Source organism: Leifsonia sp. McL0618, from assembly GCF_049994905.1.
GTDB lineage: Bacteria > Actinomycetota > Actinomycetes > Actinomycetales > Microbacteriaceae > Diaminobutyricibacter.
The window spans coordinates 2,836,468-2,862,909 of record NZ_CP188258.1; the positions used below are offsets into that span (position 1 = coordinate 2,836,468).

Below are 26,442 nucleotides of genomic sequence, written 5' to 3' on the forward strand. Positions count from 1 at the left end.
GCCGCGACACGTCTCCTGGCTCGCTGCGCTCGCCCTCGCCGTCGCGTTGCGTAACCGATCCGCAGCCGGTGCGCGTCTCAGACCGTATTGTCGCGCGGCGCGGCGGTGCGGTGACGATTCGGGGGCGTCTGCGAGACGTCAGGCAAGGCACCTAGTCTCGTGGCGGCGCGATTCCTTTGCCCCGTAACGACCGCGACACTGACGATACATCGCCTGTCACCTCCACGGGTCCGCGGTGTCACAGTGGGTCGCTCCCCGGCTCGCTGGCGCTCGCCTCCGCTTAACGTCTCACGGCGAACAACGAGACGGTGACCGTGACGTCACCGACCGAGACGTCACCGTGCCGGTGGCGGGACGAGGCGAGATGGGCGGATGTGAGACGACGACGAGACGGTGACGCCGCCCTGGTACGAGAAAGATGCGCGGGAAGATACGGCAGGGGTACGGATACCTCGACTACGGAGCCTCATGAAACCTGGAGGCACGACGAGACGATACCGAGATTCAGGCTCGGTCAGGGACGTGACGCGTGATGCCATCACCTACCGCCTCGGCTTGAGCAAGCCGCACCCTCTTCGCTGCAGGGACTCACCTGGGATGGCGGTGGCGGCTGTCATAGTTGGCATGTGACTGCTGAGCAAAACCTAAACACAGAGTTGATTCACACTGGTCCCAAACGCAGTTTTGCCCTGCCCAACGCGAAGGCGATCGAGAACACAGCCGCCTCGCTCGCCGCTTCCGTGAGCGCGCTTCACAGTGCAACCGCGCTCGCCGCCGCCTCGACCATAGGGTCGAGCGTTCTGGCTAACGCGTCGCGCATGACTGGGTATCCAGACCTGTCTCGCTCAATGGGCGCCGGGCTTGCAGCTGGTGCAATTGGGAGTATTGGCGAAAATGCTCGCCGCCTCGTATCCGACGTTGACCTTAGCAACTTTGGCTCAACGATTCTTGGCACCACCGCCAGTGCGGCTGCGCTGGCGTCATTCGAGGTATTCAAACCGGGGAGCATCGCAATGAACTCGATTCCCCGATTCGACCTGAGTTCATTTACAGGATCGATTGCGGCCTCCTACGCGCCAAGCACTATCGCTCTGTCTACGCTAGCTTCGGCAGGCGTCCTGTCGGATCTGAAAAAACTCAACGCCAGCCTCACGGGCGCTGCGGGCAGTGAAATTCTGAAAACGGCGGCGGCAACCGTCGATAGCAGAATCCGCTCAGTGCAACTCGGATTCGTCTCTCCCACCGGGTCTGCCCTCGGAGGATTTGGGCGGCTCCAAACTGTCATTGAAGCTAACGAAAGCCTCCGCGCAAGCGTTGAGCGAACTCTGCGTGCTACGCAGACCGAGGGCGCATTCGGGTTCGATTTCCACGGAGTGCGGTCCGGAGCCATTGAGGTCGCTTCGATCCTCGAAACCACACCCGCGCTCGAAAAGGCTTTGCTGGAACCGCTGGAAGAAATCAAGCAGTACGAGGATCTCGACGATGAGCTTCTCCTCGACTTCGGTGAGGCCCTCGGCTGGTGGGATCAGATTCGCGCGCATCGAGTTTCGACCGCCGGCATTCTCCTGGGGTTCACGGTCGGTCTACTGAAATTCGTGACCTCGTCCGCTAGCGGGCAGCCGATTCCTGAGAATGTCTTCGAGTCGGTAGCTGCCGGGGGTGGCGTCTATTGGTACCTATCAAACTCAGCTCGACATCGGCCTTAGGAAATGCGGCTCCTGTCGATCGCCCTGAGACCTGGATCAAAGTCCAACAGGATGGGACGACTATGAAGCGATTCGCTGAACTCGAGTCTGAGGTGGACCGGGCGCATGGGCGACGGAGCATTTGGAGATGCAACGCCCCGTGACGTTGGCAGCCGTTAGCCTTCGACTATGGAGCTTGAACCGCTCAGTAGCGCCGATCGTATCGAGGTCAGTAGCGCCATCATCGGGCTCGCGACGGCGTCGAAACGGCTCGCGAACGCCGCAATTGGGCATCAGCCCGAGACACCATCAGTTGCTGCGACGTTGCTCGAAGATCGATTCAACTCAGTACGGACGTGGCGGGGCAGCGCACCAATACGCCACGCCCACGAAGATGTCTTCTTCGCCGAACTGGCAGCATTCGACCACATGCGCGCATACGTCGCGGCCATCGATTCGCCTGAGGTGTTGAGCGTGTCACTGGCAACAATCGCCCGCGGCGGCATCGAAGCGTTCGGCCGCGCGAAGTGGATGGTCGAACCGGTGAGCGCGGCCGAACTTGTCGAGCGGCATGCGGCCCTGACGATAAGTGACCTGCGCTACATCATCAAACTCCAAGCGGAGAAGAGTCTGCGACGCTGGGGCGGTAAACCCATCAGCGCTCGTGAACTCGAAGCCGATGTGAGATCCGATCTCCTTTCCCTTGGGCTGGACGAAAGGCAGGCGCCGACGCCGACCGGATTCGCCAGCGAATTGTTAGAGGAGGTTCTTGAGAACAACGGCAGGCTCCAGTACAGCCAGATCAGCTCGATCGCCCACGGAGAGAGTTTCGCAGTGAACGCCTTCCTCGACGTCCACGACGCGGACAAGTCATCCCCGACAAGCGACTCGGTTTCGTTCGGAATCCCTCGCAGTATTGCCATCGAATACGCGCTGTACCTGGCCACCTGCTGCGCATACGTTCAGAGGCTGATTATCGACATATTCAACGTCCGGGCGGACGAAGCAAACCTGTGGGATACGGCACGCACAGACTCACTCGCCCGGATCGCGGCGCTCGCGGCCAGTCGTGTGCCTCCTGCTGGCGATCGACTGCCTTAAAGGCGGAGCCGCCAACTATAAGCAGCAATCTGCCGCGAACTGGGGATGCCGGATCCGGCCGATGCTCTGCCACGCTCAAAACGATGACGAACCAGATTTTCATGCGCGACCGCCCCGCCGGGCTGTCCGCAATCGAAGAGCTACTACGGGTCCGAGGAGGCGAGCCGTCGCGAACCGGTTTCGACAGGCTCTTCGGACTCTCCGCGTTGCGGAGCGAGAGCCGTCCGTGGTTTATCGGAGCGCTCGGCGAGATTACGGTTGGGCGCGCACTCGCAGAGTTACCCGACCCTTGGGTGACTTTCCACTCGCTACCTGTCGGTGAGCGTGGGTCGGATGTCGATCATCTAGTCATCGGGCCGGGTGGCGTCTTCGTCATCAACACCAAGCATCATCGACGCGCGAAGGTCTGGGTCGGGAGCAGAACGATTTTGGTCAACGGCCGGAAAGTTCCGTACATCCGTAACTCGGAGTTCGAAGCAGCTCGAGTTGGGAAAATCCTTGCGTCAGCAGAACTTGACGAACGTGCCGTCTGGCCAATCATTGTCTTGCTCGCCCCAGCACAGGTGACGTGGAAAGCCCGGCCTGAAAACGTGACTGTCCTAGAATCCCGAACCCTCATCCGCTGGTTGAAGAAGCAGCGGCCAGTGCTATCCGAAGCCGGGATCGCACGCGTTGCCACTTACGTCGATCGCCCAGAGACCTGGACCGAAGTCGAGCGCGATGCGACGACCATGGAACGGTTCGCTGAACTTGAGTCAGAGGTGGATCAGGCGCATATGCGACGAAACCTCTGGGCGGCCGCGTTTGCGATCGCATGCGGTCTCGGCTTTTGGGTGATCGCCAGCGGGATTGCTGGCGCCGCAGTTCACTGATTGTCTCGAGTACGTGCCCAACGGACGATGGCCTAGGCACGGCCCACCCGACTCGCATCGCGCCCCTTACGGCTCGGGCGCTACACGGGCGTTGGCGATGTGAACGGCGCAACGTGGCGCCCGCATGCCGGTAAGAGCCGACCCCGTTCAACAGATTCTCGCGAGAAATGTCGTTGAGCAGGCGACAGCACTTCTGCTACTCAGCCTCGACGTATCACGCGCCGCGCTGCCGGCCCGTGGCGACGCGGAACACCAAATCTCTCCGCAACTGCCCGGGCCGAGTTCTCCTGAAAAACCTCGCCGCCGAAGACGGTCGCCGCGCTATGCGACTCAATGAACGCCTGAACGATGCCCGAAGCCGGTTTGGGGCTGCTCCTCGACCCAGGCGAGCACTTCGTCGTCTGTTGGGTCGTCCCCATCACCGTTGAGCAGATACGCGCGGATGCGGACGCGGGATTCGCCTTCCTTGATGGTCGCGTCGATAACGGCGTCAGTAGAGAGAAACAGCACCCAGTTCACGTCGCTGTCGATGTAGCGGTCATCGCATCCAAGCTCGTCCAGAAGCAAATGCAGGGCCGGGTGCAGGCCGGATAGGTCGTCAGGTCTCGCGGACGTCGGGGGTCCTCTCATATGCATCGACCGAAGGCTACGGTCTTACTCCATGCGCGGCGGCGTCGGCGCACGCTGGCTTCTCTGAAGCACCATGGATTGCACATAATGTCGCGATTGACGCGTCATTTACCGCATCAGATGTGGTCACCATGGGTAGGCCCAGATGTCTTTGTGCTGCCCCCAACCACTCGGCCGCAGTCTTGCAAGCGTCAAGGGTGGGGAGGACAGCCTGGTTGTCCGCGTTCTCGATTTCTGCCTGAACGGCATCATAGGTTGCTTGGTCGGCCGCGGTGAGTGGTCCTCCGCCATACCGTGAAAGCTTGTCCTCCGGGCCACCATCGGCGTAAAGCGCCGTGATCGTCGCGGCGGCCTTAGCGGCGGCAGTGTCACAACTCACTGAGATCGTCTCGGCCGCCGCAATCGTCTTCGGCCCGAAATCGGGGCGAGGCTTTCCACTGTTCGCGTTCACGACGACGATACCGATGATGACCGCGAGTGATCCGAGCCAAAGCCACGGCTTTACGCTATTTCTTGTCTTGACAGGAGGCGGTTGCAGGCGCCTCGGTGCTGGCGGCAGGCCTGGGGAAGCCGATGGTTTCCCCTCCCATGGCCTCTCCGGATAGAGGTTGTTCGGTGTCACGCTGGGCTCTCCCACTGCGTCATGCGTTCAAACGTGGCGAGAAATGTTGCCGGCAATTTTCCTGGGGAGGTCTCTGGCAGAAGAAAAGGCGTGCCGACGAGTTTCCATCCGTGTTGCGCGACCCTGTTGATCTCCACAGTGAGCACGTCTGCATAGCTCCGGCCGGGGATGCCGTGAATGTTGACGATGATGTACTCGGTACCGGCGGCCACGGGCTGACTATCCGCTACCTACGGAACGCGCACATTAACGCCAGGAGAACGAGGAATGGCCGACAGGCCCTACGAGGTGGTTCTGCCTGAAGCGTCTCGGATCCGGACTTCGTCACGCGGCTCCTGAGAACCCGCGGGCGACAACGATCGCCGTGAGCTTGGCGATTCCGCGTCGCACTCGATTCGAGAACGCCCCGTCGCCTCTGCTCAGGCAACCGCGACCCCGGGTGCAGACGGTGGGACAGCCTGACCCGAGTCATGACGCCCCCGCCCTCGAGGCGGCGCCCCAACGAGCACGCGACACCCTGAGTCGCAAGACGAGCACATCGCATCCGGCTCCGCCTTCGTCACGATCACGAACCGACGGCGGAGATCGTCACGCCACGGCAGCGGGGCGAGGGCGAGTTGGAGGGTGGATGGGTGTGATGAGGGTGCGGACTGAGCGAGGATGCGAGCCGGACCCGCTCGAGAACGAGCAACTGCTGCGAACGTTCCGGTCATTCCTGACCCATGCAAAGAGCAACCCTCGCGACTATGAACAGCTCGAGACTCGGCTGCACCCTAATGCTGATGGGCCCGTGTGGTTCCGCAACCAGGCGTTCCTTCGACTGTTCACCGCGATTGCAAGGGTGGCCTCCGACCAGTGGTCGGAGGCCACCCTTCTGTGCTTGACGGGGCTGCGCCCATCGGCACGGCCGGCAAGCCGCTAAGCGGCTCGTCGGAACCGGCGCGATGGGACCCAATAGTCAGCAGCGAGTGATGAAAAAGAGGAGGGCCGCCGTTAGGCGACCCTCCTCTTTTTCAGAACGTCGGGCTGACAGGATTTGAACCTGCGACCCCTTGACCCCCAGTCAAGTGCGCTACCAAGCTGCGCCACAGCCCGAAGTCATCCGACACCCGACGTTTGCAGCCGGGCGTCGAAGACAACTTGTCCATAGTACCCCGTTGTGTGGGCGGCGAAGGACACGAGAGAGCGCCCATCCAGTGCTGCAGTGGGGTACGTGTGCGGTTGCTCGAACGGGGTGCGCACGTACCGGGAGGCCGCAGCGCGCATCCGTGGAACGATCCGCGTAACACCTCTCCGAGCGCGGACCGTAGGCGCGTACGCGGACGGCCAATTGGACGACAGGTGCGCCCACCCGCTAGACGGAACTGCGCTCGATGAGCTTGGTCGGCATGATCGTCAGTGGATCGACCTCTTCACCGGCGATGAGGCGCACCAGGGTCTCTGCCATCTTTCCGCCTTGCTCGAGGGTCGGCTGCTCGATGGTGGTGAGGCTGGGGATCGAGTTCTGTGCGTAGTGATCGTTGTCGATGGAGGTGAAAGCAACATCGCCGGGGACCGAGATGCCACGCTCTCGCAGGACGTCCAAGGCGCCCGATGCGATTTGGGAGGATGCCGCGAAGACACCGTCGAAGGTGGCTCCGCTCGCAAGCAGCCGACGCATCGCGTCAGCACCGCCGCTGACCGAGAAGTCCGTGTATTCGACGCGGCTCACATCGAGACCCGCAGCGTCCGCTGCACGCCGCCAGCCGTCAAGCCGGTCGATGCCCGCCGACATGTTCTGTGGGCCTGCGATGGTCGCGAGCGCTCGCCTGCCATGGTCGATCAGGTAACGCGTTGCTGTCTGCGCCGCCGCGACATTGTCGACGTCGACGATGTAGGTGTTCGGGTCGGCGTGCCCGGCCGGTCGTCCACCGAAGACGACGGGCAAAGATGTCGCCAGCTGAACGTACGACCGGTCGTCGCTGTGATGGGAGAGGATGAGTGCCCCGTCGACGTTGCCGCCCTGCAAGTACCGACGGGTCTTCTCCGGGTCGGTTTCGGAGGCGATCAGGAGCGTCAGCGTGTAGTCCGTGGCGCTCAAGTACATCGCGACACCCTGGATTACGGAAGCGAAGTACGGGTCGGCAAAAAAGCGCGCCGTGTTCTCTGGGATCACAAGCGCGATCGTCAGCGTACGCTTGCTTGCGAGCGTGCGTGCAGCACGGTTCGGGACGTAGTTCAGCTCGACGATCGCGGCGTTCACCGCCTCGACGACGCCAGGTGCGACACGCGGGGATGCGTTGACCACCCTCGACACGGTCGACCGTGAGACCCCGGCGAGAGCAGCCACCATTTCGAGGGTCGGTGCGGGCGTTGAGGTCGACACGGCAACTCGCGATCGGCTAGAGAACGGGCGCCAGGGAGGCGGCGATCACCTGTGCGAACGCGAGGCCGCTGTCCTTGATGGTGCGAAGCTGGGTGTCGTAGTCGACTCGCACGATTCCGAAACGCTTGCCGTAACCCCATGCCCATTCGAAGTTGTCGAGCAGCGACCACACGAAGTAGCCGCGGACGTCAGCGCCATCCGCGAGCGCCTGGTTGACGGCCTCGATGTGGCTCAGCACGTACGACGTTCGTTCGGCGTCGTGCACGGCGCCCTCCGCACTGACGGCATCGTCGTACGCTGCGCCATTTTCGGTGATGTAAAGCGGCGGAAGCGTTGGGTACTCCTTGCCGAGTCGCACGAGGAGCGTGCGCAGCCCATCGGGGTTGACTTCCCAGCCCATGGCTGTGCGGGGCAGCCCGCGAAGCGGGAACGTGACATGCTCGCTGCCCACGAGCGACGAACTGGTGGGGCGATCGGTCGGCTTGAACTCGCGTTCACCCTCAACATTGCTCGGGTGCCCGCTCACCGCGTCGTCGTGATAGTGGTTCACACCCAGGAAGTCGACCGGTGCACTGATGATCTCGAGGTCGCCATCCTGGATCACTTCTGCGAGGCCGTAGTCCTTCACGTCTTCGAGAAGGTCTTCTGGATACGAACCCTCGAGGATCGGGTTCAGGAAGGCACGATTCCAGATGCCGTCGACGCGACGTGCGGCATCGACATCGACCGGGTCGTTCGGGTCCGCTGGGATCGCGTTGGTCAGGTTCAGTGTGATGCCGAGCTTGATCTCCCGACCGGCGCCCTCTGCCTGCTGGCGCAGCGACCGGACAGCGAGCCCATGAGCGAGGTGCTGGTGGTGCAGCGCAGCGAGCGCGGCCGCCGGCTCCTGACGACCCGGCGCGTGGTCTCCCGCCGCGTAACCGATGAGCGACGAACACAGCGGCTCGTTGAAGGTCGTCCAATGCGAAACACGGTCGCCGAGAGCGCCGTAGACGACATTCGCATAATCGAGGTAGCGGTAGGCGGTGTCGCGGTTCGGCCAGCCACCCTTCTGCTCAACGGCTTGCGGCAGATCCCAGTGGTACAGCGTCAGCCAGGGCAGAATGCCGACTCCCAGAAGCTCATCGACGAGACGACTGTAGAAGTCGACTCCCTTCTGGTTGACCGGGCCGTCATCCGGCTTGATGCGTGCCCAACTTGTCGAGAAGCGATAGGCCTGCAGCCCGAGCTCCTTCATCAGCGCAACATCCGCAGGCATGCGGTGGTAGTGGTCGTCAGCGCGCTCCGGGGTGTCGCCGTTTTGGACGGCGCCCGGAATTCGGGAGAAATGGTCCCAAATCGAGTCGGTCTTGCCATCCTCGTGGGCGGCGCCCTCGATCTGGGCAGCGGCGGTTGCCGATCCCCAGAGGAAGCCCTCTGGCCAGTTGATGTGGTCGGTGGCGCTCACGAGATAGTCGTCCGTTCGTGTGTGTCGGGTGTCTGAGGTTACTTGACGGCGCCGGCGCTCAGGCCCGCAACGAAGTTGCGCTGAAGAGCGAGGAAGCCGATGACGATCGGGATGCTCACGACCAGCGAGGCAGCCATGATCTGGTTCCAGAAGACGGCGGTCTCCGAGGAGTACTGCGTGAGGCCAACGGACAGGGTTCGAAGGCTCTGGAATTGTCCGGTCAGCGCCTGTGCAAAGAGCAGTTCACCCCATGCCGTGATGAAGGAGTAGACGAACACTGCGACGATGCCGGGACGTGCGACAGGAAGGATGACACGGAACAGCGTCGTCAGCGCAGATGCACCATCCATCTTCGCCGCCTCGTCGAGGTCGTGCGGAATGTTGTCGAAGTAGCCCGTCAACATCCAGACCGCGAAGGGAAGTGTGAACGTCAGGTAGGTGATGATCAAGCCGAGCAACGACCCCACCAGAGGGATACCGGTGTTCACGTGGATATTGACGAAGATGATGTAGAGCGGCAGCAGGAACAGGATGCCAGGGAACATCTGGGTCGCGAGGATCGAAGTGGTGAAGGTGGTACGCCCGCGAAACCTCCAGCGCGAAACACCGTATGAGGCGAAGATCGCGATGATCACGCTGCAGAGGCTCGCAATGGTTGACACGATCAGACTGTTGCCGAAATAGGTTGCAAGCGGCACCGTGCTCCAGATGTCGATGAACGGCTGGATCGTGAATGTGGTCGGCCACCACGTGAACGCGCCTTCGACATCGCCGAGCGGTTTCACGGACGAGATGATCATCACGTAGATCGGCACGATGACGAAGATCGATAGTGCGACGAGGATGACGACCCGAAAGACTTTGAACCCAATAGTTTCATGCACGAGCGGACCTCCGGTTTACAAAGAGCAGGTAGGCGGCGGAGACGATCATGAGGAACACCAGGAGCAGTGTTGACATCGCAGCGCCGAACCCGAAGTTCAGGTTGATGAACGAGTTGTTGTAGATGTGGAACGAAACGAGGTCGGCCGCCGGGGGTTGCCCCTCCCCGAACAGGATGGCGGGATCGTTGAAGTCGTTGAATGTCCACAGGAAGAGCACCAGGACGAGCACGCGGTTGACGCCCCCGAGCTCGGGAAGCGTGATCGAACGCCACTGGCGGAACGGCTTCGCGCCGTCGAGCGCGGATGCCTCATAGAGGTCTTGGTTGATGGTCTGCAGGCCGGCCATGAGCATGAGGAATGCGAAGGGCCAGGTGCGCCAGATGCCGACGACGACGACCGAGATGAAGGCATTCGGTCCGATCAGCCAGAATGGCAGGCTGTCCGGGTTGGCCAGGTGCAGCGTCACCAGGATCTGGTTGATCACGCCGTTCTGCTGCTGGAACATGAACTTCCACGCGATGATGCCCGCGTACATCGGGATCGCGTAAGGAACGAGGAAGATCGTTCGAAAGATCGCGCGCCCACGGAAGGTGCGCTGCAAAGCGACCGCGGCAGCCATTCCGAGGCTCCAGGAGATTCCGACGACGAGAAGGGTGAAAGCGCACGTGATTGCGAAAGACGAGAGCAGCGCCGCACCTTGGGCGTTCGTCACGCTCAGCGCGATCTTGTAGTTGCCGAATCCGATGAAGGGCGCCTGCGTCCAGTTGGCGATGAAGGCGCCGGTGAGCTGGAGGAAGCTCATCCAGATTCCCGTGATCATGGGAATGAAGTGGATGAGGATTTCAAACACGACCGCTGGGAGGATCAGAACGTACGGGAGCCAGCGGTGAATCTGTTTGCGACGGGGAAGCTTCTTGCTCCGGTTGCTGCCCGTGGTAGCTACGGGTCTGTTCGGGGCTTTCGTAATCGCCATGAACTCGGCGTGCCTTTCTGTTGTTACGGGACGCGGCCCTCACACGAACCGCGGGAGGTCCATCATCTCCCGCGGTTCGCGTGACGCACACAACCAGATTTGGGTGGGGGCGCCGAACGATGTCGGCGCCCCCAGCGCTGGCCGGGTCGTGCTTGCGTTGTGTTACTGAGTTGCGAGGACCTTGTCCTGCGCGGTCTGCAGCGCCTTCTTGACGTCGTCGCTCGTGACCTTGCCACCCGTTGCGACCGTTGCGAACAGGCCGTTCAGGGCCGTTCCAACCTGCTGCTCGAAGGCACCTTCCGAGGCAACCAGCGGGTACGGTGCCGAGGTCGTGTCGTAGATCTTCGTGAACGTCGACTCGAAGTCCTTGTCGGACGAGAAGGACGGCGCGACACCCTTGACGACCGGGATGGTTGCGTAGGGGAGGCCGATGGCGTTCTGCGCGTACGCGCTTGTCATGAAGTTGACGAACTTCAGGTCAGCGGCCTGGTTCGGCGAGTTCTTGAAGATCGAGAGGTTGATGCCCTGGATGCCGGAGGTGATGTTCTTGCCACCCGACGTGGTCGGGATCGCAGCGACACCATACTTGTCACCGGTCATGCCATCAGCGGTCAGCGTGCTCGAACCGTTGTTCTGGTTGACGACCATCGCGACCTTGCCCTTGGCGAAGTCCGACATGGCCTCCGTGCCGTTGCTGTACTCGGCGTTGGACTTGTTGACGACCTTGTTGTCCTGCATCAGGTTGAGGTAGCGAAGAACGCCCTGGACGTTTGCATCGGTGGTGAAGGTCGGCTTGCCGGAGGAGTCGTACCACTCTCCACCGTTCTGCTCGGCGGTGATGAACGCGAAGTGTACGTTCTCGGTGTAGCTGCCACCCTCGAGCCCCATGCCGTAGACGCCGCCCTTGGTGAGCTTCTGCGCGTCAGCGACCATCTCTTCCCAGGTGGTCGGAGCCTTGAGGCCGGCGCCCGCGAACATTGCCTTGTTGTAGAACAGGCCGTACGAGAGGCCGATGTAAGGCACCGAGGTGGGCGCCTGGCCCGCGAGCCCACCGGTGGCAAGCGCGGTCGGGATGAACTTCTCAGTTCCGCCGATCGCCTTGGCCGCTGCGCCTTCGAAGGGCACGAACGCCTTGGTCGCCGCAAGGTACGGCGCCCAGGTGTTACCGATGTTCACGACGTCGGGGCCGGAACCTGACGACACGGCGTTGTTGATGTTGTTCTGCAGGTCGCCCCAGCCGATGACCTCGAGGTTGACCTTGATGCCGGTCTCCTTCGTGAAGTGCGCGAGGATCGGCTTCAGGATCTTGACGTCGGCTGCCGTGGTCGTTCCCGACTGGTTGCTTGCCCAGTAGGTGATCGATCCGGCGGCGGAGGTGCTGTTGCTGCCGCCGCCGTTGGAGCTGCAACCAGAGACGATCAGTGCAAGAGACACTGCGCCGACGACTGCGGCAGACACTTTAGTGCGTGAGAATTTCACGGTCACTCCTTTGTGTGCGTGGATAAGGGTTTTGTCTTTTTGGAGCGCGTCCCGCTGCGTGAGAGCGCTCTCTCGAGATCGAAGCTAACAATATGTAGCCATCATGCGTCATGTCAAGTAGTTTTTGAGAGCGCTCCCACGATCGTTACCAAAAGGGTCAGAAATCCAAGTATTCCTGCGATTGTTCGACCATTTGGTAGGTTGACGCCATGACACCTGCCCCTGGGCGCTTACGTTTCGAGCACGCCCACGTCGTCTCCTTCCAGGAACGCTTCGACGAAGGGCGGGCGGCGCGGTCGAGCATCCCACGCGGTGCCCACGTCGAGTACACCCCGCGCAGCGATCGCGACCCGCTCGGCATCCTCGAAACGCAGAACGCGGCACGCCTGGCCGACCTCATTCCACTGCGCACCAGTCGCATGCTCACCAGCCCGTTCGCGTTCTACCGCGGCAGCGCCGCCATCCAGGCCGCCGACCTCCGCAACGGCATCGACACGAACGCTGAGATCGTCATCTGCGGCGACGCCCACATCGCCAACTTCGGACTCTTCGCCTCCCCCCAACGCACGATGATCTTCGACCTCAACGATTTCGACGAGGCGTCGTACGGCCCCTGGGAGTGGGACCTCAAACGCATGGTCACCAGTGTCGTGATCGCAGCAAAGCACAAAGGCTATTCGGTGACGGATGCGCGGGGCGCGGCCATCGCATCCGCCATCGCCTACCGCGACGCGCTGCGCAGCGCGATGCAACTGGATGCTCTCCAGCGCTTCTACCTGGCCGCAACGGTCACGCCCGGCAGCTCCCCGTTCGGCAAGAAGACGCAGAAGACGATCGACAGCACCCTTGCCTCGGCGAGCAACCGCACGTCTGCGCGGGTCATGGAGAAGATCACCGAGCTGGCCCCCGACGGCACCCGGGTCATCGTCGAGAATCCGCCGACGCTCACCCACGTCGATACCACTCACGAAGAAGAACTCATGGATGCGATGCGGGAGTACGCGCTGACGGTGCCGTCGCATGTCGCCCTGCTGCTCTCGCAGTACGAGATCACGGATGTGGCGCGTCGCGTCGTCGGCGTCGGCAGCGTTGGCACACGCTGCTTCATCCTGATGCTGACCGGGCCCCGTGCGGACCCGCTGGTACTGCAGCTGAAGGAGGCGACCGAATCGGTCGTGCAGCAGTTCGGCGGCATCCCGCGCCACGTGCTGCCCGGAGGGGACCACCAGAAACGCGGCTCGCACAACGGCGGGCGCGTCGTGTCCAACCAGCGCATCATGCAGGCTGTGTCCGACCCGTTCCTCGGCTACCTGACGGTCGGCGGATTCGACTTCTACGTGCGGCAGTTCCGCGACCGCAACGTCTCGTTCGACATCGACGCGCTCGGCCGCCAGCCGTTCACCGACTATGTCGCGTCATGCGGCGCACTGCTCGCGCGAGCGCACGCGCAGAGCCCGAACGCGGCTTTCATCGCCGGATACATCGGCTCGTCGGAGTCGATGGTGAACGCAGTCGTCGACTGGGCTTTCGCCTACGCCGACCAGTCCCTCGCCGACTTCGAGGCTCTCCGCGCCGCGGTGGCAGACGGCCGCTTCACGGCCGCCCCTCCCCCCGCCTGAGCCACACCACGCAGCACCACGTCGCGCCGCGTGTGCACACGTTCTGAACACGTGCCCGCGCTACAACCGGTGCACCGGTTCACAAACTGTGCACGGCGCCTTGCCCAGCGCGCGCGTTCCCGCGCTTCGCACTCAGGTGCGCTTGCGCTTCTCGCGCACGCGCATGTTGAGGTTGATCGGCGACCCCTCGAAACCGTAGATCTCCCGCAGGCGACGGATGATGTACCGGCGGTAGCCCGGGTCGAGGAACCCGGTCGTGAACACGACGAATGTCGGCGGACGGCTCGACGCCTGGGTCCCGAACAGGATGCGCGGCTGCTTTCCGCCACGAACAGGGTGCGGATGCGCTGCCGTGAGTTCCGCAAGGAACGCGTTGAATTTACCGGTCGGGATGCGGGTGTCCCACGACTCGAGCGCCAGTTCGAGGGCCGGCACCAGCTTCTCCATGTGCCGCCCCGTGCGTGCCGAGATGTTGACACGGGGAGCCCACGCGACGTGGGCCAGGTCTTGTTCGATTTCGCGCTCGAGGTAGCGCCGGCGGTCGTCGTCGAGCAGGTCCCACTTGTTGAACGCGAGCACAAGCGCGCGGCCCGATTCGAGCACCAGGTCGATGATGCGCACGTCCTGTTCGCTGATCGGCTCGCTCACGTCGAGCAGCACGACGGCGACTTCGGCTTTTTCGAGGGCAGCACTGGTGCGCAGCGATGCGTAGAAGTCGGCGCCCTGCTGCAGGTGCACGCGACGGCGGATTCCGGCGGTGTCGACGAATCGCCACACCTTGCCGGCGATCTCGACCTGTTCGTCGACCGGGTCGCGGGTGGTCCCCGCGAGTTCGTTGACGACCACGCGCTCTTCGCCGGCCGCACGGTTGAGCAGGCTGGACTTGCCAACGTTGGGCCGGCCGAGGATGGCGACCCGTCGCGGGCCGCCGACTTCCTGCTTGGCGACGGCCGAGGTCTCTGGGAGGACTTTCAGCACCGTGTCGAGCAGGTCGGCGACGCCACGTCCGTGGAGTGCGGATACCGGCATCGGCTCGCCGAGGCCTAGTGACCACAGCACGGCGGCGTTCGGTTCCTGCCGGCTGTCGTCGACCTTGTTCGCTGCGAGGAACACCGGCTTCTTCGTCTTGCGCAGCAGCCGAACGACGTGCTCGTCGGTCGACGTCGCGCCGACATTCGCGTCGACGACGAACAGCACGGCGTCGGCGAGGTCGATCGCGACCTCGGCCTGGGCGGCGACCGACGCGTTGATGCCTTTCGCGTCGGGCTCCCAGCCGCCGGTGTCGACGACGGTGAACTGCCTGCCGTTCCATTCCGCTTTGTACGAGACACGGTCGCGCGTGACGCCGGGGGTGTCTTCGACGACCGCTTCGCGGCGGCCGAGGATGCGGTTGACGAGCGCGGACTTGCCCACGTTGGGGCGCCCGACGATCGCCAGCACCGGCAGTGCCGGCAGGTAGGTGATCGCGTTGGGGTCGTCGGTGGCGGTCTCGAGGATGTCGAGGTCGCCCTCGTCGAGCTCGTAGTCGTCGAGGCCACTGCGCAGGGCGGCGGCCCGCTGGCTGGCGAGTTCCTCGTCGAGGTCGGTGAGGCGTTCGACCAGGTCGTCGTCGGTCGCGTCGAACTCGTCTGGTTCGATGTCTTTAGGCATGAGCTTCTCTCTGGACGACTGCGATGACCGCATCCACGGTCTGGTCGAAGTCGAGGTCTGTTGAATCGACGGTGGTCACACCGTCGGCGGCGTTCATGAAGTCGACGACACGGGAATCGGCCCGGTCGCGATTGCGGAGCTGCTCCCCAACCACTGCGGCGGAATGGCCGGTCAGCTCGGCGGAACGCCGTGCCATTCTAACGTGTTCATCTGCGGTCAACAGGATTCTCACAGGTGCATCGGGGGCCACGACGGTCGTGATGTCGCGGCCTTCGACCACGATGCCGACCCGCTCGGTCGACTCCATGATCGCGCGGAACAGCTCGGTGAGCCGCACGCGCACCTCGGGTACGCGCGCGATTGCGCTGACGACAGCGGTCACCTCGGGGTCGCGGATGGCGTCGGTCACGTCATGCTCCCCCACCATCACGTGATACCCGTCGGGGTCGGTGCCGATGCGATAGTCGAAGTCGGGCAGCGTCTCGGCGACGGCCTGCGCATCCGTCGGGTCGACGCCGCGTCGCAGCACGAACCACGCGAGCGCGCGATAGGCGGCGCCCGTGTCGAGGTACGCGAAGCGGAGTTTGCGGGCAGCGGCCTTGCTCACACTGGACTTGCCGCTCCCGGCCGGGCCGTCGACGGCGACCACGACGATGTCGCCCCAGGGGTTTTCGGAACTCATCCGGCGATCCTCCAGCCGCGCGCGGTCAGGTCGTCGATCGTGCGCTGCAGCGCCTCCGGCAGCACGGCAATCTCGGCGAGGCCGATCTGGGCCCCGGGCGAGTGTTCGAGCCGCAGGTCTTCGAGGTTGACCCCGATCTCGCCCATCTCGGTGAACAGGCGCCCCAGCTCGCCCGGCTTGTCGTCGACCATGACGACGACGGAGGCGAACCGGCGGTCCTGCCCGTGCTTGCCGGGCAGCCGCGAGACTCCCGCGTTTCCTCCGGCGAGTTCTTCGGCCAGCGAACGCCGGGCACCGGGCGCGTCCAGGTCGCCGAGGGCTGCGAGCACCCGGTCGAGGTCGTCGCGGTACGCACGCAGGATCTCGACGACCGCGGGCGCGTTCGCCCCGAGGATCTGCACCCACAGTTCGGGCTCACTGCCGGCGATCCGCGTGACATCACGCACACCCTGCCCGGCGAGCGCGAGTGCCGCATCCGACGAGCCGGACAGGCGTTTGGCCATCAGGCTGGAGACGATCTGCGGTGTGTGCGACACGAGTGCGACCGCGGCGTCATGCGCCACCGTGTTCATCTCGATCGGAGTCGCACCAAGGTCGAGCACGAGGGCTTCGACCAGCGAGACGCTCGCCCGCGACACCTCGGGGCGCGTGCAGACCACCCACGGCCGCCCCATGAAGAGGTCGGCGCGTCCGGAACTCGGCCCGCCGCGCTCCCGTCCGGCGAGCGGATGCGACCCCACGTAACGACTGATGTCGCGACCCGAGGCCTCGAGCTCCGCCATCGGCGCCACTTTCACGCTGGCCACATCGGTGACCACCGCATCCGGATGCGCAGCCAGCTCCGCGAGCACGACCGACGCCGTCACGTCCGGCGGCACGCACACCACGATGAGTGCAGGCGATTCGTCTGCGTCGCCCGCCCGTCCGGCGCCGTAGTCGATCGCGAGGTTCAGGTTGGCCGGCGATGCGTCGTCGAGCACCACATCCACACCACGCGCCCGGAGGCCGAGGCCGACGCTGGCGCCGAGCAGCCCGGCGCCGACGACGCGAACGGGTCCGGTGAGCCGGGATGACGTGTCGTTCACGGTGCCTCTCAGTGCGATGCGCGCCTTCCGGCGTTCTTCGGGAGGCCTGGCCGCGCGCTCAGGCCCTCAGCGTTCGGCCGGTTTCTCCCGCGAAATGGTGAGCAACTGGCCGAGTTCTACCTTAGTCAGGTCACGCACCTGGCCCACTCGCAGCGTCCCCAGGTGCAGCGGGCCGAACTGCCGCCGCACGAGCTCGACGACCGGGTGCCCGACTTCTGCGAGCATCCGCCGCACAATGCGGTTGCGCCCGGAGTGGAGCGTGATCTCGACGAGGCTGTCCTGGCTGGCCGCACTGCGTTCGAGCAGCCGCGCCTTGTCCGCGGCGATGGGTCCGTCGTCGAGCACGACACCGCGTGTCAGTGTCGCGATCGTCTGGGGGGTCACGACCCCTTTGACGCGCGCGACGTACGTCTTCATGACGCCGAACGACGGATGGGCGAGCACGTGCGCGAGTTCGCCGTCGTTGGTGAGGATGAGCAGTCCGCTCGTCTCCGCGTCGAGCCGCCCGACGTTGAAGAGCCGCTCCTCATACTGGTCGGCGAACCGGGAGAGGTCGGGCCTCCCCTGCTCGTCGCGCATGGAGCTGACGACGCCGGCCGGCTTGTTGAGCATCAGGTAGCGCCGCGACGGGTCGAGCTGCACCGCTGTGCCGTCGACCGCGACGAGGTCGTGGTGCGGGTCGACGCGTCGCCCGAGCTCGGTCACGACCGTGCCGTTGATGGTGACGCGGCCCTCGACGATCAGCTGCTCCGAGACCCGGCGGGATGCGACGCCGGCCGCCGCCATCACTTTCTGCAGGCGCTCGCCCTCTGCCGGTTTCTCAGCGGACATCGGCGTCGAACCCGTCGGCTCCGTCGGCGAGCAGCGGTGAGATGTGCGGCAGATCGTCGATCGAGTTGATCCCCAGCTGGGTGAGCAGCAGGTCGGTGGTGCCGTAGTTGATCGCGCCCGTCTCACTGTCGGTGAAGAGTTCGGTGATCAGTCCCCGCCCGAGCAGGGTGCGTACGACCGAGTCGACGTTGACGGCACGGATGGATGCGATGGCACCGCGACTGATGGGCTGCTTGTACGCGATCACCGCGAGGGTTTCGAGCGCCGCCTGGGAGAGCTTGGTCGGATTCTGGGTGAGCACGTAGTCGGCGACCACGTCGTCGTATTCGCCGCGCACGTAGATGCGCCATCCCCCGCCGACTTCGCGCAGTTCGAAGCCGCGCCGGATCCCGCCGTCTTCACCGTCGAAGTCGCGCACCAGCGCGTCGATCGCTGCGCGCACCCGTTTGACCGGTGCATTGACGGCGGTGGCGAGCATCACCACACTGAGCGGCTCGTCGGCGATCATGAGTATTGCTTCGAGCGCACGCTCGACGTCGACCTCCACCAGCGTTGCTTCATCCGTCATAGTCGGCTCCGAGGTTAGCAAGATTCTCCTGTGACCAGTGTTCGGCCGTCCACCTGAGGGTGAGTTCGCCGAGCGGTTCGACCTGCTCGAAGGCGATCGCCGCGTGCCGGTACAGCTCGAGCACAGCGAGGAACCGCGCGATCACGACGCCTTTCTGGTCTGCGCCGGCGATCAGCTGCCGAAAGGTCAGCGTCTCCCCCGAGCGCAGCATCCCTACGACGTGGGCGGCCTGTTCCCGGATGCTCACCAGCGGCGCGTGGAGGTGGTCGAGCCCCACGGTCGGCAGCTCTCGTGGCGTCAGGGCGAGCGTGGCGATGGCAGCGAAGTCGTCGGCCGACAGCGTCCAGACCAGCTCCGGTGTGCGCTGGCGGAACTTGTCTTCCAGGCGCACGTTGCGCGCATGCCTGGTTGCCTCCGCGTCGAGGCCGGCCTGGAACCACGCCGACGCCTCCTTGAACGCCCGGTACTGCAGCAGGCGCGCGAACAGGAGGTCGCGCGCTTCGAGCAGCGCGACGTCTTCGGCATCCACCAGTTCGCCCTGCGGCAGCAGGCCTGCGACCTTCAGGTCGAGCAGGGTCGCGGCGACGACGAGGAATTCGCTGGCCTCGTCGAGGTTCTTGTCCGAGTCGATGGCGCGCAGGTAGCTGATGAACTCGTCGGTGACGCGGCTGAGCGAGATGTCGGTGATGTCGAGTTCGTGCTTGGTGATCAGGCTCAGCAGCAGGTCGAACGGTCCCTCGAAGTGGCCGAGGTCGACACGGAACGTGCGCTCCGCGGGAACCTCCGCGTCGAAACCGGTCGGGCTAGGCGACGGCGCCACGCGTGATCAGCTCTCTGGCGAGCTGCCGGTAGGCCTCGGCGGCCGCGTGCTCCGGTGCGAATTGGGTGATCGGCGTTGCAGAGACCGACGCATCCGGGAATTTGACCGTGCGCGAGATGACGGTCTCGAGCACATTGGTGCCGAACGCGTCGACGACCCGCTCGAGCACCTCGCGCGAGTGAAGAGTGCGCGAGTCGTACATCGTCGCCAGGATGCCGTCGAGCTTGATGGCCGGGTTGAGTCGCTCGCGCACCTTGTCGATGGTCTCGATGAGCAGGGCGACGCCGCGCAGCGCGAAGTATTCGCACTCGAGCGGGATGAGCACCCCGTGGCTCGCGGTCAGGGCGTTGACGGTCAGGATGCCGAGCGACGGCTGGCAGTCGATGAGGATGACGTCGTAGTCGTCGCTCACCTTGCGCAGCACGCTGGCGAGGATCTGCTCGCGCGCGACCTCGTTGACCAGGTGCACTTCGGCGGCCGACAGGTCGATGTTGGCCGGAATGATGTCGAGCCCCGGGGTGGAGGTGTGCTGGATCGCCTCGCTGACGTCTTTGGTGCGCGACAGGAGCAGGTCGTAAATGGTGGTGACGTCGTGGGTCTGGGCGCCGAGGCCCGCCGAGAGGGCACCCTGCGGGTCGAAGTCGATGGCGAGCACGCGGCGGCCGTATTCGGCGAGGCTCGCGCCCAGATTGATGCTCGTCGTCGTCTTGCCGACGCCGCCCTTCTGGTTGCAGAGGGCGATGATGCGGGCCGGCCCGTGGCTCTTGAGCGGCCTGGGTTCGGGAAACACGCGCAGCGGACGACCGGTGGGGCCGAGCGGGGTCGACACAGACGCTTCATCCAAGCCGGGGAGCTCTGCTCGAACCTCGTTGCTGCGCGTCACCTGCGTTTTCCTCGTCCCTGTTGTGCGGTCCTTCAAACGCACAGTCTATCGGCGGTGTCCCCGGTTCGCGGGCCGCACCGCGGCGATCCGCGACGCCGCCCGGCAAGCCCGGCCCGCCTGGCGTCAGCGGGCGCGGGGGTGCGCCGTCGTGTACATGTCGCGCAGGGTGTCGGCCGTCACCAGCGTGTAGATCTGCGTCGTCGCGACCGAGGAGTGCCCGAGCAGTTCCTGCACCACGCGCACGTCGGCTCCCCCGGCGAGCAGGTGGGTCGCGAACGAGTGGCGCAGCGTGTGCGGAGACACCTCGACTCCGAGGTGCGCGCGCTCGGCGGCAGAGCGGATGATCAGCCAGGCGTTCTGGCGCGAGACCCGCTGCCCGCGCATCCCCAGGAACAGCGCCGGCGTGGCTGCGCCGCGCACGGAGAGCGCCGGGCGCGCCCTCACGAGGTACGCGTCGAGTGCGGCTCGTGCGTAGCTGCCGAGCGGAACGATCCGCTGTTTGGCGCCTTTGCCGGTCAGCCGCACGATGTCCTCGTCGATCACGTCGTCGACGTTGAGGCCGACCGCTTCGCTCACGCGTGCGCCCGTCGCGTAGAGCAGCTCGAGCAACGCTTTGTCGCGCAGCGACTGGATGTCGTCGCCGTCGGTGGCCGCGAGCAGCGCCGTGACCTGGTCGACCGTGATCGCTTTCGGCAGGCGGCTGGCGAGCTTGGGCGGTTTCACCTCACGCGCGACATCGTCGGGCACCAGCTGCTCTTCGAGCATGAACCGGTGGAAACCACGCACCGTCGACAGCATCCGCGCCATCGACGACGCGGTCAGCGGCGTCTCTTCGCGGGTTCCGAGGTGCCGTGCGAACGCCGACACCGCAGCGGAGGTGATCGCGGCCGGATCGTCGGTCCCCTGCGCGGCCAGCCACGTCGCGTAGACGCCCAGGTCGCGCCGGTATGCGGAGACGGTGTTGGAGGAGAGCCCGCGTTCGATCGAGACGTGCCGCAGGTAGGAGTCCACCGCCGCCGCGATGGTCACGACCGTCCGGCTCCGTCCGTTGCAGTTCCGGCCGATACGGTTCCGTCCAGGTGTCCGAGCTTGGGATGCCGGGGCCAGGCACTGTCGGCCGCGCCCAGCTGCGCCCATCCGGTCTCGCGTGCCGTGCGGGCGGCAAGGGCCGCGACGATCAGCGACGGATTCTGGATGCGCCGCCCGAGCACAGCATCCACGACCGCGTCGAGCGGAACCCAGCGCTTCTCGATGTCCGCTTCCTCTTCGGTGCGGTCGAAGGCATGGGCGGTCGGCCGCACGGTGCGCGCGAGGTAGATGCGGATCGCCTCGTCGCTGCCACCCGGCGACGTATAGAACTCGGCGAGAACGCTCCAGTCGTCGGCCTCGAGGTCTGCCTCCTCCGCGAGCTCGCGTTTTGCGGCCGCGAGCGGAGGCTCACCGTGCAGGTCGAGCAGCCCGGCCGGGATCTCCCATTCGCGGGTGCGCACCGGATGCCGGTATTGCGTGATCAGGAGCGCCCGGTCGTCCTCGTCCAGGGCGAGCACCGCGACCGCACCGGTGTGGTCGACGAATTCGCGCACGATGTCGTCGCCGTTGTAACGGAATGTCTCACGACGGACGTTCCACACCTTGCCGGTGAACACGGTTTCGGCAGCGACGATGTCCGGCGTCTCCGCGCCGTCGGAAAGCACCGTGTCGGAAAGCCCTTCGGCGTTCACCGGCTCAGGCGTCCTGGGTGACTTCGAACAGCCGGCTTGCCTTCTGACGGTCGAGCGCTGCGCCGACCAGCCCGCGGAACAGCGGGTGCGCCCGGTTCGGCCGTGAACGCAGTTCGGGATGCGCCTGGGTCCCCACGTAGAACGGGTGCACCTCGCGTGGCAACTCGACGTATTCGACCAGATGCCCGTCGGGCGACGTGCCCGAGAACCAGAGGCCGGCGTCGGCGATCTGCTCACGGTAGCCGTTGTTGACTTCGTAGCGGTGGCGGTGGCGCTCGGATGCCTCGGTCGCCCCGTACAGTTCGGAGACGATCGAGCCGTCCGCCAGTGTCGCCGGGTACAGGCCCAGGCGCATCGTGCCGCCGAGGTCGCCGCCGGCGATGATCTCCACCTGCTCCGCCATGGTCGCGATGACCGGGAATTCGGTGTCCGGGTCGAACTCTGACGAGGATGCCCCGGTCAAGCCGCTCTCGTGGCGCGCGTATTCGATCACCATGCACTGCAGGCCGAGGCACAGGCCGAGCGCCGGGATGCCGTTCTCACGCGCATAGCGGAGCGCGCCGACCTTGCCTTCGATGCCCCGCACGCCGAACCCGCCCGGCACGCAGATCGCGTCGACGTCGGCGAGCTGCATCGCTGCGCCTTCGGGCGTCCCGCACTCGTCAGAGGCGATCCACTTGAGGGACACCTTCGTGCTGTGTGCGAAGCCGCCGGCGCGAAGGGCTTCGGTGACCGACAGGTAGGCGTCGGGCAGGTCGATGTATTTGCCGACGAGACCGACGGTCACGCTGTATTCGGGGTCGTGCACCGCCTGCAGCAGGCTCGCCCAGCCATCCCAGCTGACCTCACCGGCATCGAGTCCGAGCTGGTCGATGATGTACGCATCGAGCCCCTGGTCGTGAAGCATGGTGGGGATGTCATAGATGCTGGGCACGTCGATCGCGTTGACGACGGCGGCTTCATCGACGTCGCACATCAGGGCGATCTTGCGCTTGTTGGATTCGGAGACGGGGCGGTCGCTGCGGAGCACGAGTGCGTCGGGCTGGATTCCGATCGAGCGGAGGGCTGCGACCGAGTGCTGTGTCGGCTTGGTCTTCTGCTCGCCGGAGGCGTTCATGAACGGCACCAGCGAGACGTGCACGAAGAAGCAGTTCTTGCGGCCGAGCTCGTGGCGCACCTGACGGGCGGCTTCGATGAACGGCAGCGATTCGATGTCGCCGACGGTTCCACCGATTTCGGTGATGATCACGTCGGGCTGAGGGTCGTCACCGGCCTGCAGGCGCATGCGCCGTTTGATCTCGTCGGTGATGTGTGGGATGACCTGAACGGTGTCGCCGAGGTATTCACCGCGTCGTTCTTTGGCGATGACCGTGGAGTAGATCTGTCCGGTGGTGACGTTCGCGGACTGGCTGAGGTTGATGTCGAGAAAGCGCTCGTAGTGCCCGATGTCGAGGTCGGTCTCCGCCCCGTCGTCGGTGACGAAGACTTCGCCGTGCTGGAACGGGTTCATCGTTCCGGGGTCGACGTTCAGGTAGGGGTCGAGTTTCTGCATCACCACCCGGAGGCCTCGGGCAGTCAGGAGATTGCCCAGGCTTGCTGCCGTGAGGCCTTTGCCCAACGAAGAAACGACACCACCTGTCACGAAGATGTGTTTGGTAGTGCCGTTCGAATTGCCCGCGTCTGTTTTATCCACCACGGGCTTTTATGCTATCACTCGCGCTGGAGCTTTAAGTGACGCATCGCGTCGCCGCGACGCCAGCGCCGGGCAAGCTGCGCTTGGCCGGTCCGCCTCAGGTCCTCGCCGACGCCATCTCGATCAGCTCCCGCGCGTGCGCCAGCCCGCTCTCGGAGTCGGGCAGCCCCGACAGCAGCCGCGCCATTTCGGCGATGCGCTCGTCGCCGCCCAGCTGGCGCACGCTGGATGCGGTCACCGACCCGTCGCTGCCTTTGACAACCGTGAGGTGGTTCGTCGCGAATGCTGCGACCTGTGCCAGGTGGGTCACGACGATCACCTGCGCACTTTCGGCGAGTCGCGCCAGGCGCCGGCCGATCTCGATCGCCGACGCTCCCCCGACGCCCGCGTCGATCTCGTCGAAGATGAAGGTGGGCACGGGGTCGCTGCCCGCGATGACGACCTCGATCGCGAGCATCACCCGTGAGAGTTCGCCGCCGGAGGCGCCGCGCCCGAGTGGACGCGGCTCGGCACCGGCGTGCGGCTGGAGCAGGATCGAGACGAGATCCCGCCCGGTCGCCGTGAATTCATCGCGCTCAGCGACCTGGACGATGACGCGGGCGTCGGCCATGGCGAGCGCCGAGAGCTCATCGGATACTGCAGCGCCGAGTCGTTCTGCCGCCGCCGTTCGCAGCGCGGTCAGCGATGTCGCGAGTTCGTCGAGGAGCGCCCGGTCGGTGTCGACCTCGTTGCGCAGCTGGTCGATGCGCTCAGAGTCGCCGTCGAGTTCGAAGAGCCGCGAACTGCCGGTTTCGAGATTGCGGATGACGTCGTCGAGCGTCGGCCCGTACTTGCGTACCAGCGTGGTCAGCTCCGCCCGCCGTTCCTGGACGATCTCCAGCTCGCGCGCACCGTCGGTGTCGAGCCCGGCGAGGTAGGTGGACAGCTGCGCCGCGATGTCGGACACCAGGTAGTTGGCGTTCGCGACGGCTTCGGCGACGGACGCGAGTTCTGGGTCGTGCGACGACACGCGCTCGAGGTTCCGCCGGGCCGAGTCGAGGAGGCCGAGCGCATCCGCGCCCTCTGATTCTTCGGCGGAGAGCAGTTCGCGCGCATTCGCGGCTGCGATGCGCAGGTCTTCGAGGTTGGAGAGCCGTTCCGCCCGCTCGGCGAGCTCCTCGTCTTCGGCGGGTTGCGGCGCCACCGTCTCGATTTCGGCCATCGCCTGCCGCAGGTCTTCGGCTTCGCGGGCACGGCGGTCCTGGTCGGTGACCAGCTCGTCGAGTTCGGCCCGGTTCTCGTTCCAGCGGTAGAACACGTGCTGGTAGTTCTGCACCGCCTCCGCAAGCGGCGTGCCTGCGTAGCGGTCGAGCGCTTCCCTCTGCGCGACGGCGGAACGAAGCCGGACCTGGTCGGACTGCCCGTGCACGACGACGAGCTGTTCGCCGAGCTCAGTGAGCACGCTCACCGGCGCGCTCCTGCCCCCGACGACCGCCCGGCTGCGTCCTTCTGCGGACACCGACCTGCTGAGCACCAGCTCTGCCGTTCCCGAGTCGAGGGGGTCGACGTCTCCGCCCGCATCGCGCACGCGGTCGACGACATCGCCGCTGTCACGGATGCGCCAACGGCCTTCGACCCACGCCTGCGGGCTGCCGAGCCGCACTGCACCGGTGTCGGCCCGTTCGCCCAGCAGCAGGCCGAGTGCCGAGACGACCATCGTCTTGCCCGCGCCGGTCTCGCCCGTGAGTGCGGTGAATCCCGGTCCGAGAGGGAGAGCCGCGTCGGCGATCACTCCCAGGTCTTTGATCGAGATCTCCTCAATCACCGTCTTACCTCACTCACGACCGACCGGCCCCCGCCATCCCGTCACCGGGAGGTTGAACTTCTGCACGAGCCGATCCGTGAACGGCCCCGGGTGCAGCCGGGCCAGTCGCACCGGAACCGGCGACCGCCTGACAACCACGCGTGCACCCGGCGGAAGGTCGAACGGCCGCCGCCCATCACACCAGAGGATGCCCGCCCCACCGGCGCGGTCGAGCACTTCGACCGCGAGCGACGACTCGGCGTCGACCACGAGCGGACGCGCGAACAGGGCGTGCGCGCTGAGCGGAACGAGCAGGAGCGCCGCCACTCCCGGCCAGACGACCGGACCCCCTGCAGAGAATGAGTACGCCGTCGATCCGGTCGGCGTCGACATCACCACGCCGTCACAGCCGAAACTCTCCATCGGGCGCCCGTCGACCTCGATGACGACTTCGAGCATCCGTTCCCGGCTTGCCTTTTCGACCGTCGCTTCGTTGAGCGCCCAGCTTTCGTAGACGACCTGGTTGTCGACTTTGACTCGCGCGGAGAGCGTCATGCGCTCTTCGACCGTGTAGTCGTTGGCGAGTCCGCGCGCCACCGCTTCGCGGAGGTCGTCGCGCTCGCTTTCGGCGAGGAACCCGACGTGGCCGAGGTTGACGCCGAGAAGAGGAGCACCGCACCCGCGCACGAGTTCTGCTGCGCGCAGGATCGTGCCGTCACCACCGAGCACGATGACCAGTTCGAGTTCTTCGGACCGCACGTCTTTTCCGAGAACGGCGACCTCGACGAGCCCCGGCTCCGCGGCCAGCAGGTCGCGGCGTTCGTCTTCGCTGAGCACAGGCGTCGCCCCTGCTTCGATGAGCTGGGAACAGACAGCGACGCCCGCATCGAGCGAATCCTGCCGGCCTGTGTGCGCGACGACCAGGATGTACCGTGCCGGTGCATCCATAGGCGTCACGCTCCAACCTTTGCGTTGATCTGGTTCATCCATTCTGTCGGTTTTTTCGACGCGACAGGGCAACCGCCCCCGATCCCTGTGAACAAGGCTCG

The 26,442-nt window shown here is 65.1% G+C and carries 23 protein-coding genes and 1 tRNA gene; 4 read left to right on the top strand and 20 right to left on the bottom strand.

Annotated elements, in window-relative coordinates:
* Positions 1 to 626 precede the first annotated feature (626 nt).
* The 3 genes from ACPPVQ_RS13680 to ACPPVQ_RS13690 all read left to right on the top strand — a co-directional run bounded on the left by ACPPVQ_RS13680 (position 627) and on the right by ACPPVQ_RS13690 (position 3,658).
* Positions 627 to 1,706, top strand: coding sequence for a hypothetical protein (locus ACPPVQ_RS13680; protein ID WP_426515653.1), 1,080 nt, complete (start codon positions 627 to 629; stop codon positions 1,704 to 1,706).
* Positions 1,707 to 1,874: 168 nt separating this feature from the next.
* Positions 1,875 to 2,786: a hypothetical protein gene (locus tag ACPPVQ_RS13685; RefSeq protein ID WP_426515654.1), complete on the top strand. Its 912-nt coding sequence runs from the start codon at positions 1,875 to 1,877 to the stop codon at positions 2,784 to 2,786.
* An 83-nt stretch (positions 2,787 to 2,869) separates the two neighbouring features.
* Complete coding sequence (locus ACPPVQ_RS13690; RefSeq protein ID WP_426515655.1) at positions 2,870 to 3,658, top strand: nuclease-related domain-containing protein; 789 nt, start codon at positions 2,870 to 2,872, stop codon at positions 3,656 to 3,658.
* Positions 3,659 to 3,988: 330 nt separating this feature from the next.
* On the opposite strand, the gene ACPPVQ_RS13695 is transcribed toward ACPPVQ_RS13690, so the two are convergent.
* From ACPPVQ_RS13695 to ACPPVQ_RS13730, 8 genes are all read right to left on the bottom strand, one after another.
* Positions 3,989 to 4,225, bottom strand: coding sequence for a hypothetical protein (locus ACPPVQ_RS13695; RefSeq protein ID WP_426515656.1), 237 nt, complete (start codon positions 4,223 to 4,225; stop codon positions 3,989 to 3,991).
* A gap of 681 nt (positions 4,226 to 4,906) precedes the next feature.
* Entirely contained in the window at positions 4,907 to 5,122 is a 216-nt protein-coding gene (locus tag ACPPVQ_RS13700) for a hypothetical protein (protein WP_426515657.1), read from the bottom strand.
* 809 nt (positions 5,123 to 5,931) lie between these two features.
* Positions 5,932 to 6,005, bottom strand: a tRNA-Pro gene (locus tag ACPPVQ_RS13705).
* 259 nt (positions 6,006 to 6,264) lie between these two features.
* Positions 6,265 to 7,242 (bottom strand): LacI family DNA-binding transcriptional regulator, encoded by a 978-nt coding sequence (locus ACPPVQ_RS13710; protein WP_426521264.1) that lies wholly within the window; start codon positions 7,240 to 7,242, stop codon positions 6,265 to 6,267.
* Positions 7,243 to 7,291: 49 nt separating this feature from the next.
* Positions 7,292 to 8,722, bottom strand: a complete 1,431-nt coding sequence (locus tag ACPPVQ_RS13715; protein ID WP_426515658.1) for a GH1 family beta-glucosidase — start codon at positions 8,720 to 8,722, stop codon at positions 7,292 to 7,294.
* Between the two features lie 38 nt (positions 8,723 to 8,760).
* Entirely contained in the window at positions 8,761 to 9,606 is an 846-nt protein-coding gene (locus ACPPVQ_RS13720) for a carbohydrate ABC transporter permease (RefSeq protein ID WP_426515659.1), read from the bottom strand.
* Positions 9,599 to 10,426, bottom strand: coding sequence for a carbohydrate ABC transporter permease (locus ACPPVQ_RS13725; protein ID WP_426515660.1), 828 nt, complete (start codon positions 10,424 to 10,426; stop codon positions 9,599 to 9,601). Before ACPPVQ_RS13725 ends, ACPPVQ_RS13720 begins: the two co-directional genes overlap by 8 nt.
* Positions 10,427 to 10,741: 315 nt before the next feature.
* Positions 10,742 to 12,058 (bottom strand): ABC transporter substrate-binding protein, encoded by a 1,317-nt coding sequence (locus ACPPVQ_RS13730; RefSeq protein ID WP_426515661.1) that lies wholly within the window; start codon positions 12,056 to 12,058, stop codon positions 10,742 to 10,744.
* A 209-nt stretch (positions 12,059 to 12,267) separates the two neighbouring features.
* On the opposite strand from ACPPVQ_RS13730, the gene ACPPVQ_RS13735 reads away from it, so the two are divergent.
* Positions 12,268 to 13,677: a DUF2252 domain-containing protein gene (locus ACPPVQ_RS13735; RefSeq protein ID WP_426515662.1), complete on the top strand. Its 1,410-nt coding sequence runs from the start codon at positions 12,268 to 12,270 to the stop codon at positions 13,675 to 13,677.
* A 132-nt stretch (positions 13,678 to 13,809) separates the two neighbouring features.
* Here ACPPVQ_RS13735 and der read toward each other — a convergent pair whose 3' ends face one another.
* The 12 genes from der to ACPPVQ_RS13795 all read right to left on the bottom strand — a co-directional run bounded on the left by der (position 13,810) and on the right by ACPPVQ_RS13795 (position 26,341).
* Positions 13,810 to 15,327, bottom strand: coding sequence for a ribosome biogenesis GTPase Der (der, locus tag ACPPVQ_RS13740; RefSeq protein WP_426515663.1), 1,518 nt, complete (start codon positions 15,325 to 15,327; stop codon positions 13,810 to 13,812).
* Positions 15,320 to 16,009 (bottom strand): (d)CMP kinase, encoded by a 690-nt coding sequence (gene cmk, locus ACPPVQ_RS13745; RefSeq protein ID WP_426515664.1) that lies wholly within the window; start codon positions 16,007 to 16,009, stop codon positions 15,320 to 15,322. Before cmk ends, der begins: the two co-directional genes overlap by 8 nt.
* Positions 16,006 to 17,094 (bottom strand): prephenate dehydrogenase, encoded by a 1,089-nt coding sequence (locus ACPPVQ_RS13750; RefSeq protein ID WP_426515665.1) that lies wholly within the window; start codon positions 17,092 to 17,094, stop codon positions 16,006 to 16,008. Before ACPPVQ_RS13750 ends, cmk begins: the two co-directional genes overlap by 4 nt.
* A 66-nt stretch (positions 17,095 to 17,160) precedes the next feature.
* Positions 17,161 to 17,925, bottom strand: coding sequence for a pseudouridine synthase (locus ACPPVQ_RS13755; RefSeq protein WP_426515666.1), 765 nt, complete (start codon positions 17,923 to 17,925; stop codon positions 17,161 to 17,163).
* The gene (gene scpB, locus ACPPVQ_RS13760; protein ID WP_426515667.1) at positions 17,915 to 18,493 is read right to left on the bottom strand and encodes an SMC-Scp complex subunit ScpB; all 579 of its coding nucleotides are present in this window, start codon (positions 18,491 to 18,493) and stop codon (positions 17,915 to 17,917) included. Before scpB ends, ACPPVQ_RS13755 begins: the two co-directional genes overlap by 11 nt.
* Positions 18,483 to 19,313: a segregation and condensation protein A gene (locus tag ACPPVQ_RS13765; protein ID WP_426515668.1), complete on the bottom strand. Its 831-nt coding sequence runs from the start codon at positions 19,311 to 19,313 to the stop codon at positions 18,483 to 18,485. Before ACPPVQ_RS13765 ends, scpB begins: the two co-directional genes overlap by 11 nt.
* Positions 19,297 to 20,196, bottom strand: a complete 900-nt coding sequence (locus ACPPVQ_RS13770) for a ParA family protein (protein WP_426515669.1) — start codon at positions 20,194 to 20,196, stop codon at positions 19,297 to 19,299. Before ACPPVQ_RS13770 ends, ACPPVQ_RS13765 begins: the two co-directional genes overlap by 17 nt.
* 123 nt (positions 20,197 to 20,319) lie before the next feature.
* Positions 20,320 to 21,225: a site-specific tyrosine recombinase XerD gene (xerD, locus tag ACPPVQ_RS13775; RefSeq protein WP_426515670.1), complete on the bottom strand. Its 906-nt coding sequence runs from the start codon at positions 21,223 to 21,225 to the stop codon at positions 20,320 to 20,322.
* Positions 21,222 to 21,917 (bottom strand): NUDIX domain-containing protein, encoded by a 696-nt coding sequence (locus ACPPVQ_RS13780; RefSeq protein ID WP_426515671.1) that lies wholly within the window; start codon positions 21,915 to 21,917, stop codon positions 21,222 to 21,224. The genes xerD and ACPPVQ_RS13780 overlap by 4 nt, the downstream gene beginning before the upstream one ends.
* Positions 21,918 to 21,921: 4 nt before the next feature.
* Positions 21,922 to 23,610: a CTP synthase gene (locus ACPPVQ_RS13785; protein WP_426521266.1), complete on the bottom strand. Its 1,689-nt coding sequence runs from the start codon at positions 23,608 to 23,610 to the stop codon at positions 21,922 to 21,924.
* Between the two features lie 97 nt (positions 23,611 to 23,707).
* Positions 23,708 to 25,414, bottom strand: a complete 1,707-nt coding sequence (gene recN / locus ACPPVQ_RS13790; RefSeq protein WP_426515672.1) for a DNA repair protein RecN — start codon at positions 25,412 to 25,414, stop codon at positions 23,708 to 23,710.
* 9 nt (positions 25,415 to 25,423) lie between these two features.
* Positions 25,424 to 26,341 (bottom strand): NAD kinase, encoded by a 918-nt coding sequence (locus tag ACPPVQ_RS13795; RefSeq protein WP_426515673.1) that lies wholly within the window; start codon positions 26,339 to 26,341, stop codon positions 25,424 to 25,426.
* Between the last annotated feature and the right edge of the window lie 101 nt (positions 26,342 to 26,442).